General features: G+C 44.7%; 29 protein-coding genes. 11 read left to right on the forward strand and 18 right to left on the reverse strand.

The window, feature by feature from the left end:
• Positions 1 to 340 precede the first annotated feature (340 nt).
• On the forward strand, positions 341 to 1,093 hold the full coding sequence (gene rluA / locus R7O03_RS17135; RefSeq protein WP_256903341.1) for a bifunctional tRNA pseudouridine(32) synthase/23S rRNA pseudouridine(746) synthase RluA: 753 nt from the start codon (positions 341 to 343) through the stop codon (positions 1,091 to 1,093).
• A gap of 103 nt (positions 1,094 to 1,196) precedes the next feature.
• Positions 1,197 to 2,159, forward strand: a complete 963-nt coding sequence (locus tag R7O03_RS17140) for a D-2-hydroxyacid dehydrogenase (protein ID WP_318131906.1) — start codon at positions 1,197 to 1,199, stop codon at positions 2,157 to 2,159.
• 89 nt (positions 2,160 to 2,248) lie between these two features.
• Here the strand turns inward: R7O03_RS17140 and yjgA are convergent, their stop codons facing one another.
• Positions 2,249 to 2,776 carry a ribosome biogenesis factor YjgA gene (gene yjgA / locus R7O03_RS17145; RefSeq protein ID WP_005381124.1) on the reverse strand — a complete coding sequence of 176 codons (528 nt, stop codon included), beginning with the start codon at positions 2,774 to 2,776 and terminating at the stop codon, positions 2,249 to 2,251.
• 110 nt (positions 2,777 to 2,886) lie between these two features.
• Here yjgA and pmbA point away from each other — a divergent pair, with 110 nt between their 5' ends.
• Positions 2,887 to 4,230, forward strand: a complete 1,344-nt coding sequence (gene pmbA / locus R7O03_RS17150; protein ID WP_054577139.1) for a metalloprotease PmbA — start codon at positions 2,887 to 2,889, stop codon at positions 4,228 to 4,230.
• A gap of 64 nt (positions 4,231 to 4,294) precedes the next feature.
• Here the strand turns inward: pmbA and mgtE are convergent, their stop codons facing one another.
• From mgtE to R7O03_RS17205, 11 genes are all read right to left on the reverse strand, one after another.
• Positions 4,295 to 5,653, reverse strand: coding sequence for a magnesium transporter (gene mgtE / locus R7O03_RS17155; RefSeq protein WP_005381121.1), 1,359 nt, complete (start codon positions 5,651 to 5,653; stop codon positions 4,295 to 4,297).
• 148 nt (positions 5,654 to 5,801) lie between these two features.
• Entirely contained in the window at positions 5,802 to 6,077 is a 276-nt protein-coding gene (locus tag R7O03_RS17160) for an HPr family phosphocarrier protein (RefSeq protein WP_005381120.1), read from the reverse strand.
• A 2-nt stretch (positions 6,078 to 6,079) separates the two neighbouring features.
• Entirely contained in the window at positions 6,080 to 6,943 is an 864-nt protein-coding gene (gene rapZ / locus R7O03_RS17165) for an RNase adapter RapZ (protein ID WP_005381118.1), read from the reverse strand.
• Positions 6,944 to 6,957: 14 nt separating this feature from the next.
• Positions 6,958 to 7,404 carry a PTS IIA-like nitrogen regulatory protein PtsN gene (ptsN, locus tag R7O03_RS17170; RefSeq protein WP_005381116.1) on the reverse strand — a complete coding sequence of 149 codons (447 nt, stop codon included), beginning with the start codon at positions 7,402 to 7,404 and terminating at the stop codon, positions 6,958 to 6,960.
• A gap of 2 nt (positions 7,405 to 7,406) precedes the next feature.
• Positions 7,407 to 7,694: a ribosome hibernation promoting factor gene (gene hpf, locus R7O03_RS17175; protein ID WP_005381114.1), complete on the reverse strand. Its 288-nt coding sequence runs from the start codon at positions 7,692 to 7,694 to the stop codon at positions 7,407 to 7,409.
• Between the two features lie 24 nt (positions 7,695 to 7,718).
• Complete coding sequence (locus tag R7O03_RS17180; RefSeq protein ID WP_005381112.1) at positions 7,719 to 9,188, reverse strand: RNA polymerase factor sigma-54; 1,470 nt, start codon at positions 9,186 to 9,188, stop codon at positions 7,719 to 7,721.
• Positions 9,189 to 9,238: 50 nt separating this feature from the next.
• Positions 9,239 to 9,964, reverse strand: a complete 726-nt coding sequence (gene lptB / locus R7O03_RS17185) for an LPS export ABC transporter ATP-binding protein (protein ID WP_005381111.1) — start codon at positions 9,962 to 9,964, stop codon at positions 9,239 to 9,241.
• 1 nt (position 9,965) lies between these two features.
• Positions 9,966 to 10,460 (reverse strand): lipopolysaccharide transport periplasmic protein LptA, encoded by a 495-nt coding sequence (gene lptA, locus R7O03_RS17190; RefSeq protein WP_005381109.1) that lies wholly within the window; start codon positions 10,458 to 10,460, stop codon positions 9,966 to 9,968.
• Positions 10,441 to 11,004: an LPS export ABC transporter periplasmic protein LptC gene (gene lptC / locus R7O03_RS17195; protein WP_005381106.1), complete on the reverse strand. Its 564-nt coding sequence runs from the start codon at positions 11,002 to 11,004 to the stop codon at positions 10,441 to 10,443. The genes lptA and lptC overlap by 20 nt, the downstream gene beginning before the upstream one ends.
• Before the next feature lie 86 nt (positions 11,005 to 11,090).
• Positions 11,091 to 12,062, reverse strand: coding sequence for an arabinose-5-phosphate isomerase KdsD (gene kdsD / locus R7O03_RS17200; RefSeq protein ID WP_005381104.1), 972 nt, complete (start codon positions 12,060 to 12,062; stop codon positions 11,091 to 11,093).
• 29 nt (positions 12,063 to 12,091) lie between these two features.
• Positions 12,092 to 13,057 (reverse strand): calcium/sodium antiporter, encoded by a 966-nt coding sequence (locus R7O03_RS17205; RefSeq protein WP_005381102.1) that lies wholly within the window; start codon positions 13,055 to 13,057, stop codon positions 12,092 to 12,094.
• A 374-nt stretch (positions 13,058 to 13,431) separates the two neighbouring features.
• Here R7O03_RS17205 and mlaF point away from each other — a divergent pair, with 374 nt between their 5' ends.
• The 8 genes from mlaF (at position 13,432) to R7O03_RS17245 (ending at position 18,873) form a co-directional block, all read left to right on the forward strand.
• The gene (gene mlaF / locus R7O03_RS17210; protein ID WP_005388422.1) at positions 13,432 to 14,235 is read left to right on the forward strand and encodes a phospholipid ABC transporter ATP-binding protein MlaF; all 804 of its coding nucleotides are present in this window, start codon (positions 13,432 to 13,434) and stop codon (positions 14,233 to 14,235) included.
• Positions 14,225 to 15,016 carry a lipid asymmetry maintenance ABC transporter permease subunit MlaE gene (gene mlaE, locus R7O03_RS17215; protein WP_005381100.1) on the forward strand — a complete coding sequence of 264 codons (792 nt, stop codon included), beginning with the start codon at positions 14,225 to 14,227 and terminating at the stop codon, positions 15,014 to 15,016. The genes mlaF and mlaE overlap by 11 nt, the downstream gene beginning before the upstream one ends.
• A 2-nt stretch (positions 15,017 to 15,018) precedes the next feature.
• On the forward strand, positions 15,019 to 15,507 hold the full coding sequence (gene mlaD / locus R7O03_RS17220; protein WP_005381099.1) for an outer membrane lipid asymmetry maintenance protein MlaD: 489 nt from the start codon (positions 15,019 to 15,021) through the stop codon (positions 15,505 to 15,507).
• A gap of 2 nt (positions 15,508 to 15,509) precedes the next feature.
• On the forward strand, positions 15,510 to 16,148 hold the full coding sequence (mlaC, locus tag R7O03_RS17225; protein ID WP_005381098.1) for a phospholipid-binding protein MlaC: 639 nt from the start codon (positions 15,510 to 15,512) through the stop codon (positions 16,146 to 16,148).
• On the forward strand, positions 16,148 to 16,468 hold the full coding sequence (locus tag R7O03_RS17230; RefSeq protein WP_005381093.1) for a lipid asymmetry maintenance protein MlaB: 321 nt from the start codon (positions 16,148 to 16,150) through the stop codon (positions 16,466 to 16,468). Before mlaC ends, R7O03_RS17230 begins: the two co-directional genes overlap by 1 nt.
• A gap of 3 nt (positions 16,469 to 16,471) precedes the next feature.
• Positions 16,472 to 16,726, forward strand: a complete 255-nt coding sequence (gene ibaG, locus R7O03_RS17235; protein ID WP_005381092.1) for a BolA family iron metabolism protein IbaG — start codon at positions 16,472 to 16,474, stop codon at positions 16,724 to 16,726.
• 9 nt (positions 16,727 to 16,735) lie between these two features.
• On the forward strand, positions 16,736 to 17,992 hold the full coding sequence (gene murA, locus R7O03_RS17240; protein ID WP_005388419.1) for a UDP-N-acetylglucosamine 1-carboxyvinyltransferase: 1,257 nt from the start codon (positions 16,736 to 16,738) through the stop codon (positions 17,990 to 17,992).
• 155 nt (positions 17,993 to 18,147) lie between these two features.
• On the forward strand, positions 18,148 to 18,873 hold the full coding sequence (locus R7O03_RS17245; RefSeq protein ID WP_005381088.1) for a 1-acylglycerol-3-phosphate O-acyltransferase: 726 nt from the start codon (positions 18,148 to 18,150) through the stop codon (positions 18,871 to 18,873).
• An 83-nt stretch (positions 18,874 to 18,956) separates the two neighbouring features.
• On the opposite strand, the gene R7O03_RS17250 is transcribed toward R7O03_RS17245, so the two are convergent.
• The 6 genes from R7O03_RS17250 to arcA form a co-directional block, all read right to left on the reverse strand.
• Positions 18,957 to 19,346, reverse strand: coding sequence for a RidA family protein (locus R7O03_RS17250; RefSeq protein WP_005381087.1), 390 nt, complete (start codon positions 19,344 to 19,346; stop codon positions 18,957 to 18,959).
• A 130-nt stretch (positions 19,347 to 19,476) separates the two neighbouring features.
• Complete coding sequence (pyrI, locus tag R7O03_RS17255) at positions 19,477 to 19,938, reverse strand: aspartate carbamoyltransferase regulatory subunit (RefSeq protein WP_258454717.1); 462 nt, start codon at positions 19,936 to 19,938, stop codon at positions 19,477 to 19,479.
• A 15-nt stretch (positions 19,939 to 19,953) separates the two neighbouring features.
• Positions 19,954 to 20,883: an aspartate carbamoyltransferase gene (gene pyrB, locus R7O03_RS17260; RefSeq protein WP_005381085.1), complete on the reverse strand. Its 930-nt coding sequence runs from the start codon at positions 20,881 to 20,883 to the stop codon at positions 19,954 to 19,956.
• A gap of 86 nt (positions 20,884 to 20,969) precedes the next feature.
• Positions 20,970 to 21,065 (reverse strand): hypothetical protein, encoded by a 96-nt coding sequence (locus tag R7O03_RS17265; RefSeq protein ID WP_005381084.1) that lies wholly within the window; start codon positions 21,063 to 21,065, stop codon positions 20,970 to 20,972.
• Positions 21,066 to 21,164: 99 nt separating this feature from the next.
• Positions 21,165 to 22,169: an ornithine carbamoyltransferase gene (locus R7O03_RS17270; RefSeq protein ID WP_318077723.1), complete on the reverse strand. Its 1,005-nt coding sequence runs from the start codon at positions 22,167 to 22,169 to the stop codon at positions 21,165 to 21,167.
• Between the two features lie 156 nt (positions 22,170 to 22,325).
• Positions 22,326 to 23,546 carry an arginine deiminase gene (arcA, locus tag R7O03_RS17275; RefSeq protein ID WP_005381082.1) on the reverse strand — a complete coding sequence of 407 codons (1,221 nt, stop codon included), beginning with the start codon at positions 23,544 to 23,546 and terminating at the stop codon, positions 22,326 to 22,328.
• Positions 23,547 to 24,065 lie beyond the last annotated feature (519 nt).

Consider the following 24,065-nt stretch of genomic DNA (forward strand, 5'->3'; position numbering starts at 1 on the left):
CTTATTGTCCTTTTTATCTTATGTATCTTTCTAAAGAGATACATACCGCAGTACATGACAGGCTGAGCGATCGCCCTATACTGCGCAACGGTAATGTCTTTTAAATGCTGTGTTTTGGTGTATTTATTTTAAGTATTCTTTGCGAATATCATGCTGTGTGCATCTAGCACTCTATTCAGTTATGCGTCTTGTTGTCAAACTAAATTTACAACGTGCTATTTTTAGTTTTTATGCTAAAGGATTGACTTTGTTTTATTGGGTTGAACTTTTCTTCCGAACCCTGCATCTGGGTGCTATTTGGGTATATAATCGCGGCGTTTTTATTTTGTAGAGATCTCCCATGGCAATGCTTGAATATACCCCTCCCACCGACCCTTGGGTTGATATCGTTTTTGAGGATGACGACATTCTGGCAGTGAATAAGCCATCAGGGCTGCTGTCTGTCCCTGGTCGCCTTGCAGAGCATTACGACAGCATGTGGAGCCGCCTCAAAGAGTTGCATCCAGAAATTCAAGTTGTGCATCGCTTGGATATGTCGACATCAGGGTTGATGTTGCTGGCGAAAAACAAACCCGCGGAGCGAGCATTAAAAAAGCAGTTCCAATATCGCCTCACTCACAAGGTGTATTACGCACGTGTTTGGGGGCATGTTGAGCCGCAAGAAGGGAATATTGATCTTCCATTAATTTGTGATTGGCCAAATCGTCCACGACAAAAAGTATGTTTTGACGACGGCAAACCATCTCAAACTTTATTCCAAGTAGTGAAGCGTGAAGTGCACCCTGATGGCACTCATACGACCGTTGTGCGACTACTGCCCATTACTGGTCGATCGCATCAGTTACGCGTGCATTTGATGGCGATTGGTCATGCGATTGTGGGTGATGAGTTTTATGCAAGCGAAGAGGCGTATCAGTTTTCAGAACGTTTAGAGTTGCACGCAGCGGAGCTAAGTTTTTATCATCCAGCTACGGATCAGCTGAGCAGTATTTTTGTACCCTGTGACTTTTATTCTGAAGCCGAGGCGATGATCTTTAAATATTTTTCGCCAGAGCGTACATTGCCTGATTATAAAACGTTGCCACACCCTTAATGCCAATTGCACTCAACAGCGGTTCTTTCTAGTTCGCTATTTTTGGCTATTTCGTTACTGTGGTTGATGTATCCTGTCTTTCAGCCGTGAACAAGGAGTTGTTATGTCTTTGCCAAGCATCGTATTTTTAGATCGAGCGACCATCCCAGAACATATTGAGATCCCACGACCTGGCTTTCCGCACCACTGGCGTGAGTACGACCTAACTGCGCCTGGGCAGGTAATAGAAAGGTTAGCAGATGCCGATATCGTGATTAGCAATAAAGTCGTGCTTGACCAACATGTATTAGAGCAACTACCAAAATTACGGATGATCGCGGTTGCCGCAACTGGTTTTAACAACGTCGATGTGAACTACTGTGCTAATCATGATATTGCGGTTGCTAATGTACGTGGTTACGCGACGCGTTCGGTGCCCGAGCACGTGATGGCAATGTTATTCGCTTTAAGACGGAATTTATTTGGGTACCACCAAGATATTGCCGCAGGTGAGTGGCAGCGTAACCAGCAGTTTTGTTTTTTTACTCACCCAATCGGGGATATTGGTGGTAACACGTTAGGTGTTGTTGGTAGTGGGGCGCTAGGGCAAGCGACGGCGAATCTGGCTCAAGCGTTAGGAATGACCGTGTTGTTTTCTGAGCGTAAAGGGGCGGCAGAATGTCGGCCTGGTTATGTGTCGTTTGAGGAAGTATTAAAACGCTCCGATGCGCTGACTTTGCATTGCCCGCTTAACGATCATACTCAGAATTTAATTGGTCAAGCAGAGTTGCAACAAATGAAGTCCAACGCCATTTTGATTAATACAGGGCGTGGAGGTTTGGTGGATGAGAGCGCGCTGGTGGATGCCTTAAAACAGCAAGAAATTGCAGCGGCTGGTTTTGATGTTTTTACACAAGAACCAGCTGATGAGAGCAATCCGCTGATTGCCAATATGAGTTTACCTAATTTGTTACTGACACCGCATGTTGCATGGGGTAGCGACTCTTCGATCCAACGTTTAGCGGAAATCCTGATTGAGAACATTAACGCTTTCGAGCGCGGAGACCTCGTTAATCGCTTAGTGTAACGCTGACAGTAAAACCAAAGATAAAAAAAGCAGACATTGACGTCTGCTTTTTGCGTTTAAATCGAATGCTCATTGCTTGAGCCGTCGAATTAAAACTCTTCTTCGTTTAGACCTTTAAGGATCTGAAAGATTTCGCGGTACGCTTTTGCTGGTTTCCCAGCTTTTTTCTCTTTCGCTGCTTGGCGAGCAAGTTGGCGTAGACGCTGACGATCCGCTTCTGGGTACATTTCCATTACGTCATCAATGGCTTTGTCGCCTTCTTCCACTACGCGATCACGCAACGCTTCAAGTTTGTGGAATACCGCCGTTAATTGAGAGTGCTTATTACGAATTTTATCCAGTGCGGCTTGGATTGGCTCTGGATCTTCGTAACGCATCAATTTACCGATACGTTGTAATTGGCGACGACGCGCTTCATTTTTAAAGCGTTGCGCGTCAGCAATTGCTTCTCGCAAATCTTCGCTCAATGGAAACTTTTCTAGAACTGAAGGTTTGAGGCCGACAAGCTCCTCACCTAGCTTTTGCAGTTCTTCCATGTCTCGCTTCATCTCGGATTTACTTACCCAGATGATCTCTTCTTCTGGTTCCCATGGCGCTTTTTGATTCTTACGTGCCATTTCAGTTGCCTGTGTTTTGATTAATATTATGACTATTTTAACAAGAATCATGGGGAGAAAGCGAAATTCTTGTTATCCTATTGTTCATCAAAGACAAGATGTGAAAGACAATGGATATTAAACAGCAGGTTGCTGAGCAACGTACCGAGCTAGAGCAAGCCGTCGCAAGAGCCTTAAAGCTTGCATCGGCAAAATCTGACGCCGCCGAAGTCGCAATTACTAAAAGCACTGGTTTAAGTGTTTCAACTCGTATGGGTGAAGTAGAAAATGTCGAGTTCAATAGCGATGGTGCGCTGGGCATTACCGTTTACCGAGGTCAACGCAAAGGCAGTGCTTCCACGTCTGATTTAAGTGAAGCTGCAATCGAGCAAACCGTTATAGCGGCGCTAGATATTGCACATTACACATCTGAAGACCCATTTGCAGGCCCTGCAGCAAAAGAATACATGGTGCAAGAGATCCCTGAGCTTGATCTTTTCCACCCAGACGCACCCGATCCAGACTATGCTGCCAATGTGGCGATTGCAGCAGAAAAAGAGGCGCTAAGTTATAACAATGCAATCAAGCAAAGTGATGGCGCGAGTTATGATAGTCATTACGGCGTGAAAGTGTATGGCAATAGCCATGGCTTATTAGCTAGTTATGCGTCTAGCCGCCATAGTACTAGCTGTTGTGTAATTGGCGTTGGTCAAAACGGCGAGATGGAACGTGATTACAGCTACACCGTGGCACGTCATCGTGATGACTTATGGACCCCAGAAACGGTGGGCCGTAAGGCGGCAGAGAATACGGTTAACCGCTTAGATGCGCAGCGTCTAAAAACAGGTCAATACCCAATCATGTTTGCGGCTGATGTTGCGACAGGCTTGATTGGCCATCTCGTTATGGCGATCAGCGGTGGTAACTTGTACCGAAAATCTTCTTTCTTACTTGACCATCTAGGCAAACAAGTGCTTCCTGAATGGTTCAATATCTCAGAACGTCCGCATGTATTGCGTGGTTTGGCATCAAGTCCATTCGATAGTGAAGGTGTGTACACTCAAGACCGTGAGATCATTACCGACGGTGTGCTAGCAACTTATCTGTTAACCAGTTATGCCGCACGTAAAATGAAGATGACGCCGACAGGTCACGCTGGTGGGATTCATAACTGGTACGTGAAGTCGACAGGCCAAAACTTCGAACAAATGCTTAAAGAGCTCGGTACTGGTCTTCTAGTGACAGAAGTCATGGGACAAGGTGTGAACGTGGTAACGGGTGATTACTCTCGCGGTGCCGCAGGCTTCTGGGTTGAGAATGGCGAAATCCAATACCCAGTATCAGAAATTACCATCGCAGGTAATCTAAAAGACATGTTCACCAAGATTGTGGCGGTTGGTAGTGATATTGAAACGCGCTCACAAATCCAAACGGGCTCTATCCTACTGGATACCATGAAAGTGGCGGGTGAATAAGCTGTTCTAGCAATTCAGAATCAAAAAAGCCTGATGTGTTCATCAGGCTTTTTCGTTTTTTCTGTTAGGTAATCAGTATTGTGGCAAGCCCTAAGAAGACAGATAAACCAATCACATCCGTCACCGTTGTTAATGCCATACCACCAGCTAAAGCAGGATCGATGTTCATTTTTTTCAATAGGATTGGAATCGTTACTCCTGCAATACCTGCGACCAATAAGTTGGTCAGCATGGCGGCGGAAATGATTCCTCCTAGCATCCAGTTACCTTTCCAAGCAACAACAATACCACCAATAATCAGCGCCCACATGATACCGTTGAGTAAGCCGATCGAGGCTTCTTTCATTAACAGTTCGCGTTTGTTTGAGTCACCGATATGACCAAGAGCAAGACCACGAATCACTAGTGCGACGGTTTGGTTACCAGCGACACCACCCATGGACGGAACAATCGTCATCAATACCGCAATGGCCGCCATTTGATCTAATGTGGCCTCAAACATATTAGAAACGGAAGCAGCAGCAAGGGCGGCTAATACGTTAGCGCCAAGCCAGATACTGCGTTTGCGAGCTGATTTTACAACAGGCGCGAAAGTATCTTCGTCATCGTCCATACCCGCCATACTCATCATCGAGTGTTCCGCGTCTTCACGAATAACGTCAACCACGTCATCGATGGTGATACGACCGACCAAATGCAAGTTTTCATCAACAACAGGTGCAGATACCCAATTACGGCGTTCGAACAGACTCGCAACATCTGAGTCGCTAGTATCGACGGTGATGGCCTCGTCCGCGTCTTCCATTACATCAATGATTTTTACGTCTGGCTGAGTGGTAATAAGCGTCGTGATCGGCAGTTCACCGATGAGCTTACTCTCTTCATCGATCACATACAGGGCATCCGTAGCTTCTGGAAGCTCGCCTTTCATACGTAGATAACGTAAAACTACGTCCACATCTACGTCACCACGAATTGTGATGACGTCGGTGTTCATCAGTCCACCCGCGGTGTCTTCTGGGTAGGATAGGGCGGTTTCGACCCGTAGGCGGTCAGATGAGTCCATTTGCGACAGGACTTCGCGTGACAGGTTGTCAGGCAAGCTACGCAGTACGTAAGCCACGTCATCGGTATCCATGCCTTCTGTCGCTTCTGCAAGCGCTTCTGGTGCCATTTTGGATACGAGGCTGTCTTTGACGTCTTCGTTCAGCTCGTCAAGGATTTCACCATAATCTTCAGGGTCGGTGAGTTGCCAAAGAACTTCACGGCTCTTCCGTGGGGAGGCTTCTAAAAGGTGAGCGATATCCTCAGGTTCCATGTCCTGTAATTGACGACGAACATGGACGAAGCGGCCATTTTCTAGCGCTTCTGTGACTTCTTGGAGGGCTTGGTGAGCTTGGTCGAATTCAATTTGCTCTGCCATTCATTCCTCCCAATTCCTGATATTTACAATGCGTTGAATAATAACTTAATTCTAGGCGCCTTTTAATAACAACTTATGATACTAAGCAAATTTATTTATTAGGTCAGGGAAGAGAAAGATAATGGGAGGTAAGAAAAAAGCGAGTAAACTACTCGCCTTCATCAAATTTATCTTCGATCAAGTGGCAAACGGCATCCAGTGCTTCTTCCGCTTGCCCACCCGTTGCGTGGATCGTAACGTATTGCCCTTGAGCGGACTCTAGCATTAACAGGCCCATTACGCTGTCTGCTGTGGCGGTTTTGTCTTCTTCATTGTCGATGGTGATGACCGCTTCAAAGCTCTGTGCCAGTTCGACCAGTTTGACTGCTGCACGAGCATGTAAGCCAAGGCGGTTTTGAATCAATACTTTACGACTTAACTCCACGGCTACTCCTTAGCGTTTTTCTCTAGTGAGGTATGGCGAATTTGTACTTGGTGTCCTTTGTTGGCGAAGTATTCACCGATTTGCTGAGTTAAGTACACCGAGCGGTGCTTACCACCAGTACAACCGATTGCAACGGTCAGGTAGCTGCGGTTGTTTTTCTCAAGCAGAGGTAACCAATTCTCTATAAAGCTTTCAATTTGATATTTCAAACTTAACACCGATTGGTGTTGCTCTAAAAATGCGGCGATAGGAGCATCCAGACCTGTAAGCGGGCGTAGTGCTGGTTCCCAATGTGGGTTAGGTAAGAAGCGAACGTCAAATACGTAATCGGCATCGGAAGGCAGGCCGTATTTAAAACCAAAAGACTCAAATACCATAACGAGCCCTTTGCGATCTCTGCCTTCAACGCGCATACGCACGGTTTCACTCAATTCATGCAAAGACTGCCCACTACTATTTAGGACCAGATCTGCATGCGCTTTGAGTGGCGTCAAAATTTGCTTCTCACGCTCGATGGCTTGATCGAGCGAGAGGGAGGTGCCACCTAAAGATAACGGGTGAATTCGGCGTGTTTCGCTGTAGCGTTTGAGTAGCGTTTCTTTATTAGCGTCCAAGAAAAGCACGGTCACATCAAGCTCAGTTTTTAACTGTTCTAGTGTACTCGTCAGTTCTTTTAGCTTTTTAGGAATATTACGAATATCAATGCTGACTGCAACATTCTGTTTGCTGTCAGCAACAGAATGAACAAATGCGTCCAGCAAGTTAACTGGCAGGTTATCAACACAGTAGTAACCTAAGTCTTCCAGTACACGAAGCGCAATACTTTTACCGGCACCTGAGTGCCCGCTAACAACGATTAGTCGCATGGAGTTAGTCCTGCTTATTGGTGAATCATGATGTCGTAAAGTTCTTCATCACTCTGAGCATTACGCAGTAGTTTTAATACTTGCTTATCGCTCAGACGTTCTGCCATAGAGGATAGAGTCTTGAGGTGCTCTTTGCACTGTTCTTCTGGTACAAGGAGCGCAAAAAGAAGATCGACAGGTCGATTGTCAATCGCATCAAATTCGATTGCTTCATCACATTGCAGTAAGACAGCAATGGCCTTGTCGCTTGATTGCATTCTCGCGTGAGGGATCGCAATACCGTTTCCGATACCGGTACTGCCCATTTTTTCTCTATTGAGCATGCATTCGAACAGCTCGGTAGAATCTTGGCCCGTTTGATCAGCCACGATACGGCTGATCATTTCAAGGGCGCGTTTTTTACTCGTGCAGTGGACCGCACTTTTGGTGCAGTCCAATGACAGTATTTCGCTCAGTTGCATGATTAATGACTGTTTAGTTTTTCTTTGTGCTTATTAAGTTGGCGAACCAATTTATCTACCAGCGAATCGATCGCGGCATACATATTTTCGTCATCGGCTGATGCGTGGATTTCGCCTTGATTTATGTGAAGCGTAGCTTCCGCGATTTGAGTAATTTTTTCAACTTTTAGTACAACATGCACTTGATTGATATGGTCGAAGAACCTTTCGAGCTTCTGAAACTTAGAATTTACATAGTCTTGCATTGAATCGGTAAGATCAACGTGATGGCCTTGAATATTGATTTGCATAGACTTTCCTTTTCAGTTAGTGCCTTATAATAGGCGTTTACGCTGACTTGAAGGGGCAATTCCCAAGGATTCGCGATATTTGGCTATCGTACGTCTTGCGACCTGAATCCCTTGGTCAGCCAGAAGAGCAGCAATCTTGCTATCACTCAGTGGTTTGGCAGTATTCTCTGCTGCGACCAGTTTTTTAATGAGTGCACGAATTGCTGTTGACGAACATTCTCCGCCGTTGTCAGTACTAACATGGCTAGAGAAGAAGTACTTCAATTCAAAAATACCACGTGGTGTATGCATAAACTTTTGCGTTGTTACACGAGAAATCGTGGATTCATGCATGTCCACAGCCAAAGCGACATCATTGAGTACCATTGGCTTCATGGCTTCCTCACCATACTCGAAGAAATCTTGTTGATGTTCAACAATACATCTTGCAACTTTGAGTAGCGTCTCGTTTCTACTCTCTAAGCTCTTAATTAACCATTTTGCCTCTTGCAAATTGCTGCGGATGTACTGGCTATCCGCGCTATTACCTTTGCCTAATTGAGCATATTGTTGATTTACTTTTAATTTTGGCACGCTATCCGGGTTTATAGAAACGGTCCATTTACCATTGTCTTTAAAAACGGATACGTCTGGAATTACGTATTCGGTATCATCAGGAGTGATGCGACTGCCTGGACGAGGATCTAACTGTTGGATAAGCTTTAAGACTTCACGTAGATCGGCTTCTTTCAGCTTAGTCTCTTTGATGACGAGCTTGTAGTCTCGGTTGCCTAGGTGATCAATATGATCCGCAAGTATCATTTTGGCTTCAGCAAGCCACGGCGTGTCTTCTGGGAAGGTCGTCAGTTGCAGTAACAAACATTCTTGTAAGTTACGCGATGCAACGCCAAGAGGATCGAATTGTTGAATGCGTTTACGAACAGCTTCTACTTCGTCTAACTCTATCTCTTCATTATCGAAGCTCTCATGAATCTCTTCAGGCGACAAAGTTAAATAGCCGTAGTCGTCAACAGCGTCAATAATCGCTAATGCAATCGTGCGGTCGGTTTCACTGAATGGTGTTAGGTCAAGCTGCCACATGAGGTAATCATGTAATGATTCAGTGGTTTCGCCCTGGTAGACGGGCATATCATCATCAAGAGCTAAGCCAGTGCTACCAGTATTCGCGCTGTAGACGTCATCCCAAGTCGTGTCGATTTCAAGTTCAGAGCTAATTTCTGATTTCTCTATCACATCGGAGCTATCTGGAACGTCAATTTCTGTTGGTTCGCTAGCACTGTTGCTATCAGCAGCCTCGACCGCTGACTTATCTTCACCGTTTGCTAGAGGCTCGTCTTGGCCTTCTTCAACTTCCAATAATGGGTTTGAGTCCAACGCTTCTTGGATTTCTTGTTGAAGATCGAGTGTCGACAATTGCAATAAGCGAATCGCTTGCTGCAACTGTGGCGTCATGGCTAACTGCTGACCTAGCTTGAGTTGTAATGAAGGTTTCATTCAGTGTTACTTACCTTGTAATGCTCAGAATCTTACCGTTCCTAATATAATCATAGACGGAATTGTTCGCCGAGATAAACTTGTTTCACCTGTTCATTATTGAGAACTTCTGCCGGAGTTCCCGATGCAATTAGGTGCCCTTGGCTCACGATATAGGCTTTTTCACATACGTCCAGTGTTTCACGTACATTATGGTCAGTGATTAACACTCCGAGACCACGATCGCGCAGATGCTCAATGATTTTCTTGATGTCATTAACCGAAATTGGGTCAACACCAGCGAAAGGTTCATCCAATAAAATGAACTGAGGGTTAGCCGCTAAAGCTCGAGCGATTTCCACCCTGCGTCGTTCACCCCCTGATAGTGCCATACCAGCACTGGTTCTGATGTGCTGGATGTGGAATTCTTCCAACAAATCTTCCAGTTTATCTTGGCGCTCTTCCCTCGTCATTTCTTGACGAGTTTCAAGTACGGCCATGATGTTATCTTCTACTGAAAGCTTACGGAAAATCGACGCTTCTTGCGGAAGATAGCCAATGCCAAGGCGTGAACGGCTATGCATCGGTAAAATACTGATGTCATTGTCGTCAATGGTAATGGTGCCCTCATCACGAGGTACTAAGCCGACAATCATGTAAAACGAGGTGGTTTTACCCGCACCGTTTGGACCGAGTAGCCCAACAATCTGACCAGATTCAACTTCTAAGCTAACATCAGTGACGACTTTGCGTTTTTTGTAGCTTTTCGCCAAGTTTTTCGCACTCAGTACTGCCATATTAGTTCTCTATCTGATTGGGTTGCAAAATGGTCGTAACGCGCTCTTCCTTAGAGCTATCTGCGACTAGCTTTTGTTTACCAATTTGGTAACGAATCGAAGAACCTTTGATGGTGTTGTTGTCTTGTGCCAGCTGCGCTTGACCTTTCATGGTCAGTTCGTCTGTAGAAATACGGTAATCCAACTCCGTAGCTTGACCACTAAGTGTTTTACCATCGTCCATCAGCTGAGAAAACTTCGCAGGTTTACCAAATGCTTGAATCTGTTTAATTGCTTCGGTTTTAGGATCGCGAGTTACCACGATTCTATCAGCATCGATATTGATGCTCCCTTGCTTAAGAGATACATCGCCTTCAAAAACAACCTGGTTACTCTTCATATCAACCTGTTGGGTGTCAGAGTTTATGTAAACCGGCTGTTGAGTATCCGACTTGAGTGCCAGCGCTTGAGGCGCCGCCAATACCAGTGCCAGTAGGCTAAGGTGTAACGGTTTCATATCGACCTTGAACTTCATCTGTCAGAGTCGCAGTATGCTGTTTTAGGTTACCTTGCATTGCGCCTCCAGTAGTTTCAAATTGTGGTCCAACCAACATTACTTGTTGGTCAGCTTTAAAATCACGATTGGTTAGATTAATGACCAATTTGTCTGTTGCCATGGTATCAAAACTCGCACCAGGCAGAAGATTTTGCATTAAGACTTTGTCATATAAAGTCAAAACTTGGTCTTCATCTAACACTGCTCTTGTGGCAGTCACCTTCCATTCAATGACGCTTCCTTCACGGTAAACCATCAAAGTCGGGTTATTAAAAATAGTATCTCCACTCTTAGCATAATGGTCTAAGTTAGTGGAGCGAATGATGTAACTGCGGACACCATCTTCACCGTAGGTGATGTTTTCTAATCCAGAACCACTGAACATGGGCAGTTCAGAATCTGGTGCTACTTGAATTGCGTCGTTGCCTTTAGGGGTTAGTAGGTAATAACCGCACCACGCTACAACGAAGATCAAGAGCAAATAAATAAGGCGAGTAAAACTCATATAATGAAGGCCTATCGTTTAGCTCAGTACTTCCCTGACCATTGCCTTTATTCGTCTAATAAATGATTTAAATGTTTGTGCTGATATTACATCACGCCAGCTTTTAGTAAATCGTGCATGTTCAGTGCACCCACAATTTTTTCGTCTTTACATAAAATCAGAGCGTTAATGTTTTTATTCTGCATCAAGTTCAAACCTTCAACCGCCAGCATATCAGGGTGTGCTGTGGTTGGGTTTGTCGTCATGACCTCGCCAATTGCCGTCGTATGAATATCGATACGCTTGTCTAAGGTACGACGTAAATCACCATCGGTGAATATACCAAGCATAGCATCGTGCTCATCGACGATGGCTGTCATGCCTAACCCCTTTTCTGAAATTTCAAGCAGGGCATCGCGAATTAATGCGTCAGGAGAAACTTTAGGTAACGCTTCTCCAAAGTGCATAATATCAGACAACTTAAGTAGCAGTTTTCTCCCCAGTGCACCACCTGGGTGAGATAGGGCAAAATCTTCGGCAGAAAAACCACGAGCTTGAAGCAGAGCTACGGCTAATGCATCTCCCATCACTAATGTGGCAGTCGTACTGCTAGTTGGCGCCAGGCCTAACGGACAAGCTTCTTGAGGTACCGTAATTTGCAGGTGTAAGTCAGACAGCTTGGCCATATTTGATTCTGGCTTACCTGTCATGCTGATGATCTTAATATTCAGGCGCTTTAATACTGGAAATAGAGACAGAATTTCGTTTGATTCACCAGAGTTAGAAATTGCCAGCACAATGTCACCAGGGCTAATCATACCCAAGTCACCATGTGCGGCTTCGCCTGGATGAACGAAAAACGCCGAAGTCCCAGTGCTTGCCAGAGTGGCGGCAATCTTGTTACCAATATGGCCTGACTTGCCAATACCCATAACGACAACTTTGCCGTTGTTGGAAAGGATAAGTTCACACGCTTTTTCAAATTGATCATCAAAGTAGGTATCTAGCTCTTGCAGAGCAGCAACTTCGATATCAAGAACTTGTTTAGCAGCAGCGCGAAAATCAAATTGATTGGACATATCAGATCTCTACTTATTGATCGTGGTAATTAAGCGGTCATGTTTGCGAATAAGTACACTTGGTAACCTAAGAAGCACACAAACAAGATGGCACCTTCAATACGGTTAATACTGCGTGATTTACCCAAACACATCGCGACAAGTAACAATGAAACGCCTAACATGACCCAGAAGTCACGTCCCATCGCGTACTCACTGAGCACCGATGGATTAATGATGCCAGGAATCCCCATTACCGCCAGAATGTTAAACACATTCGAACCGATAATGTTACCGACAGCCATGTCGTCTTCACCCTTTAAAACTCCGGCAAGTGATGCGGCCAGTTCAGGCAGGCTAGTGCCAATGGCGATAATAGTTAGACCGATAACAAGGTCGCTCATACCAAAGTGTTTAGCAATAATTACCGCGTTATCAACCAGCATGCTGGCTGCCAAAGGAAGCAGTATCAAGCCAATAACCACCCACATGATTGCTTTAGGGTTACTGACGCCTTCAGGGATCTCTGACTCTTGGTCATCAAGAAAAACATCACCTGATTTTTGCTCTTTGCGGCTGATTTGCAACATAGCAAATAAAAATGCCCCAAAGAGTACAAACAATAAGACACCCTCATAAAAACCGAGATGGCTATTCCAAAGCAGAATACCAGCGAGTACGGTTACGGCTATCATGAGTGGAAGTTCTCGGCGGATGACGGCGGAGCTAATCGACAAAGGCTTGATCAGCGCTGTAATACCTAGGATTAACGCAATGTTCGCTATGTTTGAGCCTAATACGTTACCCACCGCTGTATCTGTTTTACCATCCCAAGCAGCGGTTGCAGATACCATCATCTCAGGGGCAGATGAGCCCATCGCAAGGATTGTCATGCCGATGACAAGCGGGGAAATACCGACGTTGCGGGCTATCGCTGCAGAGCCAAAAACAAGTTTATCTGCACTCCAAACAAGCAAAACAAGACCGACTATAAGCAACGCAACGGCTTCGAGCATGAGAATTCCTAAGTATTAAATAAGTAAAATGAATAACCGCTAATTTTGACCTTTTGCGGCCTAAAATGGAAGATAAACGAAGAATAAATTAAAGGTTAGTAACGAAAATGTATGTAAATCTCACTCATTTAAATGAGCAATTCTGGTCTAGGATTTAAACACTTCGTGCTAATTAGGTCATAAACCATGAGAAATTGCAGGGATATAGTCGACTTTATTTAATTGAACAGTGCTTTAAATTCAACGCCAATGTGCTTATGATTGCAGCCTAATAAATGTACCGACGTTACTTTATTAAACGTAGAATTCAACTCCGATGAGTATCTGCTTGATGATTCCGTGAGTTGCAACGCTCCTACAGTAGAAGAGATGATATGTCGAACAACGATTTAGTCACCGTGAACAACCTCACTTTTTCACGGGGAGAACGCATGATCTTTGATGATATTGATCTGCATGTTCCTGAGGGCAAAGTGACGGCCATTATGGGACCATCGGGAATTGGTAAAACAACACTGCTGCGTTTGATTGGTGGTCAGTTGTATCCCGAGCAAGGAGAGATCTGGTTTGATGGCGACAATATTCCCTCTCTCTCGCGTAAAAAACTCTACCATGCTCGAAAGAAAATGAGCATGTTGTTCCAGTCAGGGGCTTTATTCACTGATTTGAATGTTTTTGATAATGTCGCCTTTCCATTGAGAGAGCATACCGATTTATCGGAAGATTTGATTCGCACCATGGTGTTACTCAAGCTCGAAGCTGTCGGTCTGCGCGGCGCGGCGCAATTAATGCCGAGTGAGCTTTCAGGTGGTATGGCAAGACGCGCTGCTTTGGCTCGTGCAATCGCACTTGATCCTGACCTGATCATGTACGATGAGCCGTTTGTGGGGCAAGACCCAATCACTATGGGCGTTTTGGTTGAGCTAATTAGCAATCTAAACCAAGCGTTAGGTTTGACCTCTATTGTGGTTTCTCACGACGTACCTGAAGTCATGAGTATTGCTGACTGGGTATACCTGATGGCCGATGGAAAAATCATCGCCTATGGTACGCCAGAAGAGCTGACTCAAAACTCTGATCCTCGTGTCCAGCAGTTCTTACAAGGTGATGCCGACGGTCCTGTACCGTTTCGTTTCCCTTCTCAAAGTATCGAAAAGGACTTATTTGATGGTCGATAACTTCATTCACTTTGTCGCCTCGCTGGGTCGACGCACGCTTTCTATTTGCGGAGCATTTGGTCGTGCGACTTTCATGTTGATTGGGGCGCTATTTTCTAAGCCACAACCGATCAGAAGCTTTCCTCTGCTTGTTAAGCAACTTTATTCTGTTGGTGTTCAGTCGCTGGCGATCATCGTCGTATCTGGTCTGTTCATTGGAATGGTTTTGAGTCTACAAGGCTATGTTGTGTTGGTGGATTACGGCGCAGAAGGCAGTTTGGGGCAAATGGTAGCGCTTTCGTTACTCCGTGAATTAGGACCCGTTGTTACTGCACTTTTGTTTGCTGGTCGTGCCGGTTCTGCGTTAACCGCAGAGATAGGTCTAATGAAAGCAACGGAACAACTGTCTAGCCTTGAAATGATGGCGGTAGACCCATTGAAACGAGTGATTGCACCACGGTTTTGGGCTGGGGTTATCTCAATGCCTTTACTGGCTATGATTTTCATGGCTGTGGGAATTTGGGGCGCTCAGCTTGTTGGTGTTGACTGGAAAGGCGTTGATCACGGCAGTTTTTGGTCAGCGATGCAGTCCTCTGTTGAGCTAGGGCAAGACATTGGTAACAGTATGATCAAATGTTTTGCGTTTGCAATTACGGTTACTTGGGTCGCTCTATTTAACGGTTATGATGCTATTCCAACATCGGAAGGGATCAGCCGAGCAACTACGCGCACTGTTGTGCATTCTTCTTTAGCAGTACTAGGATTAGACTTTGTACTGACCGCATTGATGTTTGGGAATTAATCATGCAACAAACACGTAAAACTGAATTATGGGTTGGCAGCTTTGTATTAGCGGGAATTTGCGCGATTCTTGTGATGATTTTTCAAGTTGCTGACGTAAAAAGCATTGGCTCTGGTGATACTTATACCCTCAAAGCCGAGTTCGATAATATTGGCAGTTTAAAAGTTCGTTCGCCCGTAAAAGTGGGGGGCGTTGTGATTGGTCGAGTAAGTAGTATTTCGCTTAACCCAGACAACTTATTGCCAGTTGTAACACTATCTATCAATAGCAAATACAATCAGTTCCCAGAAACGTCGAGCGTACAAATTTTGACATCTGGCCTGATTGGTGAGCAATACATTGGTTTAGTACCTGGCTTCGTTTTTGATGATGAAGTCATGCTGGTGGATGGTGATACCATCGAAGACACCAAATCGGCGCTTGTGCTTGAAGACTTAATTGGTCAAGTACTATACAGCGTAGGTGGTTCAGACGACTCAAGTAAGGAATAACTATGTTAGCGAGATTACTACTTTCAGTTTGTGCTGTGTTTAGCGTTTTTGGAGCAACAGCAGCAGAGGTGGATAAAACTGAACCTTATAAGATGATGAAGCAAGTAGCTGAAGTCACGTTCGAAAGATTGAAAGCCGAACAGCCGAAAATCAAACAAGATCCAAATTTACTTAAAGTGATCGTTGAAGAAGAGCTAATGCCTTACGTCAACTACCGCTATGCAGGGTTAAAACTTCTTGGTCCAAACTTAAAAGGTGCTAAGCGTGAAGATGTACTTGAGTTTATCGATGCATTTCGTGCGTACCTAATTGCGTCTTATGCACAAGTGTTGACGCAATACTCTGACCAAAAAATTGAGTTTGGTCCTGAGCCTAGCATTGATGACTCTAAGCGTATTACAAGCATTAAAGTTGATATCATCGATACTCCGCGTCCAAACATCAAACTTGAGTTTAAACTGCGTAAAGACAACCAGTCTGGTGAGTGGGAAGCATTCGATATGATTGCAGAGGGCATTAGTTTGCTTTCTAGTAAACAATCCGAATGGAACAGTAAAATTCGTCAAGAAGGTATTCTATCTGTTGCTAAAGACCTAGAAAAATTGGCCGCAGAACCGATCCGCTTCGAGGCGAAGAAATAATGGCCCAGACTCCCGCTCAGTGGCAATTGGATCAAAACATTCTTAAGCTAACAGGGGCACTTGATAGAGATACAGTGCCTTCATTGTGGGCGTATGCACAGCAATGGCAACCTGCTCAATCGGAGCTGGAATGCTCGCTAAAAGAGATAGAGCGCGTCGACTCTGCAGGAATGGTGATGTTAATCCACTTATTAGAGCATGCAAAAAAGCAAAACTGTCATATAATGCTCAGTTTCGTGCCGGCGCAACTGCGCACTTTGTTTCAACTGAGCAATGTTGAATCTTTAGTGGCCAAACACATACAGAATTATCAGGGGTAAATTGTGGATAGCGCAAAAGTACAACAGTTATTAGAAGAAGCACTAAACCTTCAAGAAGTGCATGTGAAAGGTGAAGGTAGCCACTATGAAGTGGTTGCTGTTGATGCTTGTTTCGATGGAATGAGCCGCGTTAAGAAGCAGCAGCTAATTTATGCTCCTCTGATGGAATACATCCAGCGTAACGACATTCACGCATTATCAATCAAAGCGTTCACACCAGAAGAGTGGGCTCGTGATAAGAAATTGATGTCGCTTTAAGGTTTATTGATGGAAAAGTTTCGAGTTATTGGGTCAGATAAACCACTAGTTGGTGAAGTGACCATTTCAGGTGCAAAAAACGCAGCACTGCCGATTTTATTTGCGTCTATCTTGGCGGAAGAGCCAGTAGAAGTGGCAAACGTACCACACCTTCGTGATATCGACACAACCATGGAATTGCTTAAGCGTTTAGGCGCGAAAGTAAGCCGCAATGGCTCTGTTCATGTTGATCCAAGCAGTATTACAGAATACTGCGCGCCTTATGATTTAGTGAAAACCATGCGTGCTTCTATTTGGGCTTTAGGTCCTTTGGTGGCGCGCTTTGGTCAAGGTCAGGTTTCTTTACCAGGCGGTTGTGCCATTGGTGCCCGTCCTGTGGATCTGCATATTTCTGGTTTAGAGCAGCTTGGCGCAACCATTACATTAGAAGATGGTTATGTGAAAGCAGAAGTGGATGGTCGGCTAAAAGGCGCACACATCGTGATGGATAAAGTCAGCGTAGGCGCGACGATCACCATCATGTGTGCCGCAGCGCTGGCGGAGGGCACAACAACACTAGATAACGCTGCGCGTGAGCCTGAAATCGTCGATACCGCTGATTTCCTAAATAAGCTTGGCGCAAAAATCTCTGGCGCTGGCACAGATACCATTACGATTGAAGGTGTTGAGCGCCTAGGCGGTTGTAAACACAACGTGGTTGCTGACCGTATTGAGACGGGAACATTCCTTGTCGCAGCAGCAGTATCTGGCGGTAAAGTGGTATGTCGCAACACTAATGCTCATTTGCTTGAAGCGGTTCTCGCCAAGCTGGAAGAAGCTGGCGCGCTTGTCGAAACGGGTGAAGATTGGATCTCCGTTGATATGACCGACCGCGAACTAAAAGCGGTAAGTGTACGTACTGCGCCACATCCTGGTTTCCCGACGGATATGCAAGCTCAATTTACGCTTCTGAACATGATGGCGAAAGGTGGCGGCGTGATCACAGAGACTATCTTTGAAAACCGCTTTATGCACGTACCAGAACTCATGCGTATGGGCGCTAAAGCTGAGATCGAAGGCAATACGGTTATCTGTGGTGATGTTGAGTCACTCAGCGGTGCGCAAGTGATGGCAACCGATCTACGAGCTTCGGCTAGTTTGGTTATTGCAGGTTGCATTGCTAAAGGCGAAACCGTCGTTGATCGTATTTACCATATCGACCGTGGTTACGACAAAATCGAAAATAAACTGGCTGCACTTGGCGCAAATATTGAGCGAGTGAGCTAGGCAAGTTAAACTGCACCGCAGGTAACTTGGATATCAAGAGAGCCGAAACCTGAGTTTCGGCTTTTTTATATCACTCTCATGACCATATTTTCCCTTTATGGAAAGAGAGATATTAATAGCTGTATCTGGCAAAAGCCGGTTCCTGGAGAACAAGAATGATTGCACTGTTACGTGTATTTGCTGTCGCTATCTTTGCGATTGTTATGTTTATTGGTGGTTGTGGTTACTGCCTATTAAGCCCTAGAAACCCTAAGCACGTTTTCACTTTTGGCCGTTTGTTTGCCAAGATGTCTCGTGTGTTTGGGATTAAGTTAGAGTTACGTATCCCTGAAGATGCGTATTCACGCGGCCAACATGTTTACATTGCTAACCACCAGAACAACTGGGACATGTTTACTGTTTCTGCGGCTGTGACTCCGAAAGTTGTGACAGTAGGTAAAAAGAGCTTGGCTTGGATGCCACTGTTTGGTCAGCTTTACTGGCTTACGGGTAACATTCTGATTGACCGTGCGAATCGCTCTAAAGCAAAAGGTACTATCGATCAGGTCGTGAGCAGCATGAAAGAAAGTGATGTTTCTGTGTGGATGTTCCCAGAAGGCACGCGTTCTCGTGGGCGTGGTTTGCTGCCATTCAAAACAGGTGCTTTTCATGCGGCAATTGGTGCAGGTGTGCCAATCATTCCTATCGTATGTAGCTCGACGAATAAAATTAAGCTGAACCGTTGGAACAATGGTCATGTGATTGTTGAAATGCTACCTCCAATCAGCACTGAAGGCTATGGTAAAGAGGGCATTCGCGAGTTAGCGAATATCTGTCGTGAACAGATGAAAGAGAAGCTTGAATCGTTAGATGAAGAAGTCAAACAGCGTAATGCTGCTTAAGTTTTACTGCGATATCATCACGAAAAGACAATAAAAAACGGGTAGCCTGAGCTACCCGTTTTTATGTTTGTCAGCAAGTACAATTATTTGCGAACTGCAATTGCTTCAATCTCGATGCCAACATCTTTTGGTAGGCGAGCCACTTCTACACAAGAGCGTGCAGGGTAGTTTGCTACGCCGTGCTCATCAAAGAACTTGCCGTAAACTTCGTTCACCGTGCCAAAGTCATTTAGGTCTTTAACAAAAACCGTTAGCTTTACAATATCAGATACTTTAAGACCTGAAGATTCAACTACAGCCTTTACGTTTTCTAGAGACTGACGAGCTTGTTCTGCGATATCAGCAGACACTTCACCTGTCGCTGGGTTTACTGGGATTTGGCCTGAAGTAAGAACCATGTTACCTAGATCTACGCCTTGAACGTAAGGACCGATTGCTGCTGGTGCAGACTCAGTGTGAAGTACTTTCGTCATTTGATTTTTTCCATCAGTTGTAGGGAATAAAGATTCTCAGTTTGCCTCTAAACCCTCGGTAGGTAAAGAGCAAAATACCCTGACATTGCAGGGTATTTTAAACGTATCACAGCCTAGTCGTGCGGCGTGTTTATCGCTCGGTTACGATCTCGCGTGAGAACACTTTCTCGCAGTATTTACACTTTAGGCGGATTTCTTGTTTCTTCTCGAACACGCTAAAGCTGCTTTCTACTGGTTCATTATGAGAAATACAGTTTGAATTCGGGCATTCAAATACATCATTGATGCGCTCAGGAAGCTCTAACGCGAGCTTTTTCACCACTTCATAACTCTCGATTTGATTCACGGTCGCGTGAGGAGCATACAACGCTAGCTTGCTCGCTTGCTCTTCATTGATAAACACATTTTCGATTTTGAGTAGATCTTTATGACCGAGTGCTGATGATGGCAAGTTCAGTCCAATCGTTACGCGTTGTGATGAATTGTGCATATCGAACAGTCTTAATACTTTGATGCCGATTTGCGCAGGGATGTGGTCGATGACCGTACCATTTTTGATTGCTTCTACCTGCAATTGAGTTTCTTTAGCCATGATTTTTCCCCTCGATTACAGTGTTTCGTTTAGAACAAGCGCCAGCAGTGCTTGGCGAGCATACACGCCATTTTGAGCTTGCTGGAAGAAGTAGGCATGAGGCGTTTTATCAACATCAGTTGTGATTTCATCCACACGTGGTAGTGGGTGCAGTACTTTCAAGTTCTCGCGCGCGCCTTCTAGTAGTGCTGCCGTTAGGATGTAAGCCGACTTAATATGTGCGTATTCCGATTCGTCAAAGCGTTCTTTCTGTACGCGTGTCATGTACAGAATATCCAGTTCAGGAATCACACTTTCCATGTCTGTGTGTAGGCTATATTGAATGCCAGCTTCGTCTAGTTCTTCGCAGATGTAATCTGGCATTGCCAGCGCATCTGGTGCAACAAAGAAGAAGCGGATGTTGTTAAACTTTGCTAAGGCTTGAGTCAGTGAGTGCACTGTGCGGCCATATTTTAGGTCACCTACGAATGCGACGTTCAGGTTGTCTAGACGCCCTTGTGTTTCCGCGATGGTGTATAGGTCGAGTAGCGTTTGAGTTGGGTGTTGGTTTGCACCGTCGCCCGCGTTGATCACTGGCACGCCATTTGAAAATTCAGAGGCCAAGCGAGCGGCACCTTCTTGTGGATGACGCATCACAAAGGCATCGACGTAAGAAGAGATGACTTGTACTGAATCTGCGAGTGTTTCGCCTTTTTTCGCCAGAGAGGTATTACCATCATTATCAAAGCCAATCACGTCACCACCAATGCGCTGAATCGCTGTTTCAAACGATAAACGTGTACGTGTTGATGGTTCAAAGAAACAACTTGCAACGACTTTGTTTTTAATCAGTTCTGGTCGAGGTGCTTTTTTAAGGCTACCTGCTGTTTCTACGATAAGTTCCAGTTCTTCGCGTGAAAGCTCTGGAATAGAGATGATGTGCTTCTGGTAAAGCGAGTTCGCCATGATCTTCTTCCCTATAACATTAATGACTACATCCAAATAACCGAAAGGAATTTTGGACATAAAAAAACCTCCCCAATGGGGAGGTTTTAAAATTCAATAGAATTAACGAAAATAACACCACGTAAGCGTAGTCGCTTAGCGAGAGCAAATCGCGTTTTTACGTCAGCAATCAGCGTGGTCATTTCTTAATCCTCAGACAAATTGCCGAGCATTATACGCTTAACTTTCGTGAGCGCAAGCGATTACATCATGGTTTTTATCGGCTGTTTTTGCGCACTGGTTTAGCTTCCTAGCGTCGCAACCATCACGGCTTTGATGGTATGCATACGGTTTTCAGCTTCGTCGAATACGATGGAGTATTCCGATTCAAATACCTCTTCTGTTACTTCAAGGCCTTTCATACCGTATTTTTCAGCGACTTCTTTGCCGACGGTGGTTTCATCATTGTGGAAAGCTGGAAGGCAGTGCATGAATTTCACATGTGGATTACCCGTTTGTTTAATCACGTCCATATTGATTTGATAAGGTGTCATTAACGCTACACGTTCATCCCATGCCTCGGCAGACTCACCCATAGACACCCAAACGTCGGTGTATAGGAAGTCACAACCTTTCACACCTTCCTCAACGCTTTCTGTTAACGTGATTTTTGCACCGGTTTGTTGCGCGATAGTTTGACAAGTTGCCACGAGCTCTTCTTCAGGCCAGAACGCTTTTGGCGCGACAAGGCGAATATCCATGCCCATTTTCGCTGCGCCCACCATAAGTGAGTTACCCATGTTGTTGCGCGCATCACCTAGGTAAGCGAAGGTTATTTCATGCAGCTGTTTACCACGGCCGTGCTCTTGCATGGTCAGGAAGTCAGCAAGGATCTGGGTCGGGTGGAACTCATCCGTTAAACCATTCCACACTGGAACACCAGCATACGTACCAAGCTCTTCAACAATGGATTGGGCAAAGCCTCGGTATTCAATCCCGTCGTACATACGACCAAGAACACGAGCGGTGTCTTTCATCGATTCCTTATGACCGATCTGCGAGCCAGAAGGGCCGATGTAAGAGACTTGAGCACCTTGGTCAAAGGCAGCGACTTCAAACGCACATCGGGTACGAGTCGAAGATTTCTCAAAGATTAGTGCGATGTTTTTACCTTGAAGTTTCTTCTGCTCTGTTCCTGCATATTTAGCTTTTTTCAGCTCTGCAGACAGTTCGAGCAAAAACTGGATTTCTTTGGTTGAGAAGTCCAATAGCTTCAAAAAGTTGCGGTTACGTAAATTGAAAGCCATAGCTCGTCCCTTAGTACATGTGATTAGATTAATAGAATTTATTAAAACATATAAATGCTTTTATTGTGAATAGTTATTTTTAATTAAAGCTAAAAAAGGTTGATGTATTCACATCAACCTTAGTTTTGATTCACCTAATGTAAAGGGACGAGTAAGTTATATATCGTCTCGTTCTATTGGACAGCTCATACAGCGAGCGCCACCGCGACCACGACCAAGCTCGTTACCAGGTACTGTCAGTACTTTGATGCCAGCTTTATCGTATTTTTCGTTGGTGTATACGTTGCGTTCGTAACCAATTACTACGCCCGGTTTTACAGTTAGAACGTTATTGGCATCATTCCATTGTTCGCGTTCCGCTTCATAGCTGTCGCCACCAGTGGTGATGATTTTCAGCTGATCTAAGCCAAGAGCGGACTCAATCGCGTGCAGATAGTTATGTGAGGCTTCAACATGCATTTCACCGTTGCCTTTTGGTGTTAAGCGCCATGTGTCGAGATCTTTGCGCATGATCTCTGGGTAGACAGAGAAAGTATCTACATCCATATGGGTCATCACAGTGTCTAAATGCATACATGAGCGGTGTTTAGGCAGATCAATTGCAATCACCTCGGTAGCTTGGCCTGCTTTAAATAGGCTCGCTGCAAGGTTCTCTACACCTTGCGCAGTCGTACGCTCAGACATACCGATAAGAACTGCACCTTTACCAATAACCAACACATCACCGCCTTCGACATTCGCGTTATCATAATGCAGATCATCGTCACCGAAGTATTTGATAAAATCTTGGCCAGCAAAAATTGGGTGCCAACGATAAATCGCACGTAGGTGGTTTGTTTCACGTTGACGTGCAGGCATCATCATCGGGTTAAGAGAAACGCCGCCATAAACCCAACACGAGGTATCACGAGTGAATAGGTGATTAGGCAGTGGCTCAATAACAAAGTCGAGAGGACGCTTCATTTTTGGCAGCATAGAAGATGAGGAGATCGGTAGCTCTGAGTAAGCTAAGCCACCTAAAAATATGCAGGCAAGATGTTCATCATCCATTTCTGAAAAGTATTGGCGTAGGTCTCGCGCAAATGTTGGCCCGTAACGAAAGTCAGAAATCTGAGTGTTCAGCAGCCATTGTTTTGCTTCTGGAACAGCGAGGGTTTCGACCAGTAAATCGTGGAGGAGAAGCACTTCAACGTCTTGCTCGCGCAGCGTACGTGCGAATGCATCGTGCTCTTCACCTGCCGCTTCTACAGCAAGAACGTCATCAAATAGCAACTCATGACAGTTTGATGGAGTTAAGTGGGTTAGGGCGCGTTCAGGGCGATTTAATAGAACTCGTCGAAGTTGACCAACTTCTGATCCAACGTACAGCTTGCTCATTTTGTATCCTTACAAATTTTCCAGCCATTAGTTATGACAAGCTTCCTAGAAAGATGCAAGTTATCAAGCTTTGTTTATATTCTGGTGTTTCTGGTTTTGTGAGTTTTTTATTTTTATTTTGATTCTTATGAAATTTATTATTAGATATAAATGCTATTTTACTAAAATTAGAGTGCATGCGTTTTTATTCTAATTTTCCCGTTGAGAAAGAATACACGCACAGTGCATAAAACGTGCATTTTTATTCTAAATTATGCATTATTAAAGTGAATTTATTCGTTATGCTTCTTCGTTTTACACGTGAGTGTATTCAAGAAAGCATCATAAACACGCATAGAAAGAGAAAATAACCACATTAAGTGTCAATTAGGATGTTCTGAATATTAAAAAATGCCATTCTTTGTTAATTTTTTGTTTCTTTGTGTGGTCAGTTTAATATTTAGATTCAAATAACCGATAAGAATCGCAGTGGTATGATGTTTGTTTGTGGCTTTTCATCGCAATCCATGCCATATTTCA

It is taken from the genome of Vibrio sp. Vb2960, from assembly GCF_033337665.1.
Taxonomy (GTDB): domain Bacteria; phylum Pseudomonadota; class Gammaproteobacteria; order Enterobacterales; family Vibrionaceae; genus Vibrio; species Vibrio alginolyticus.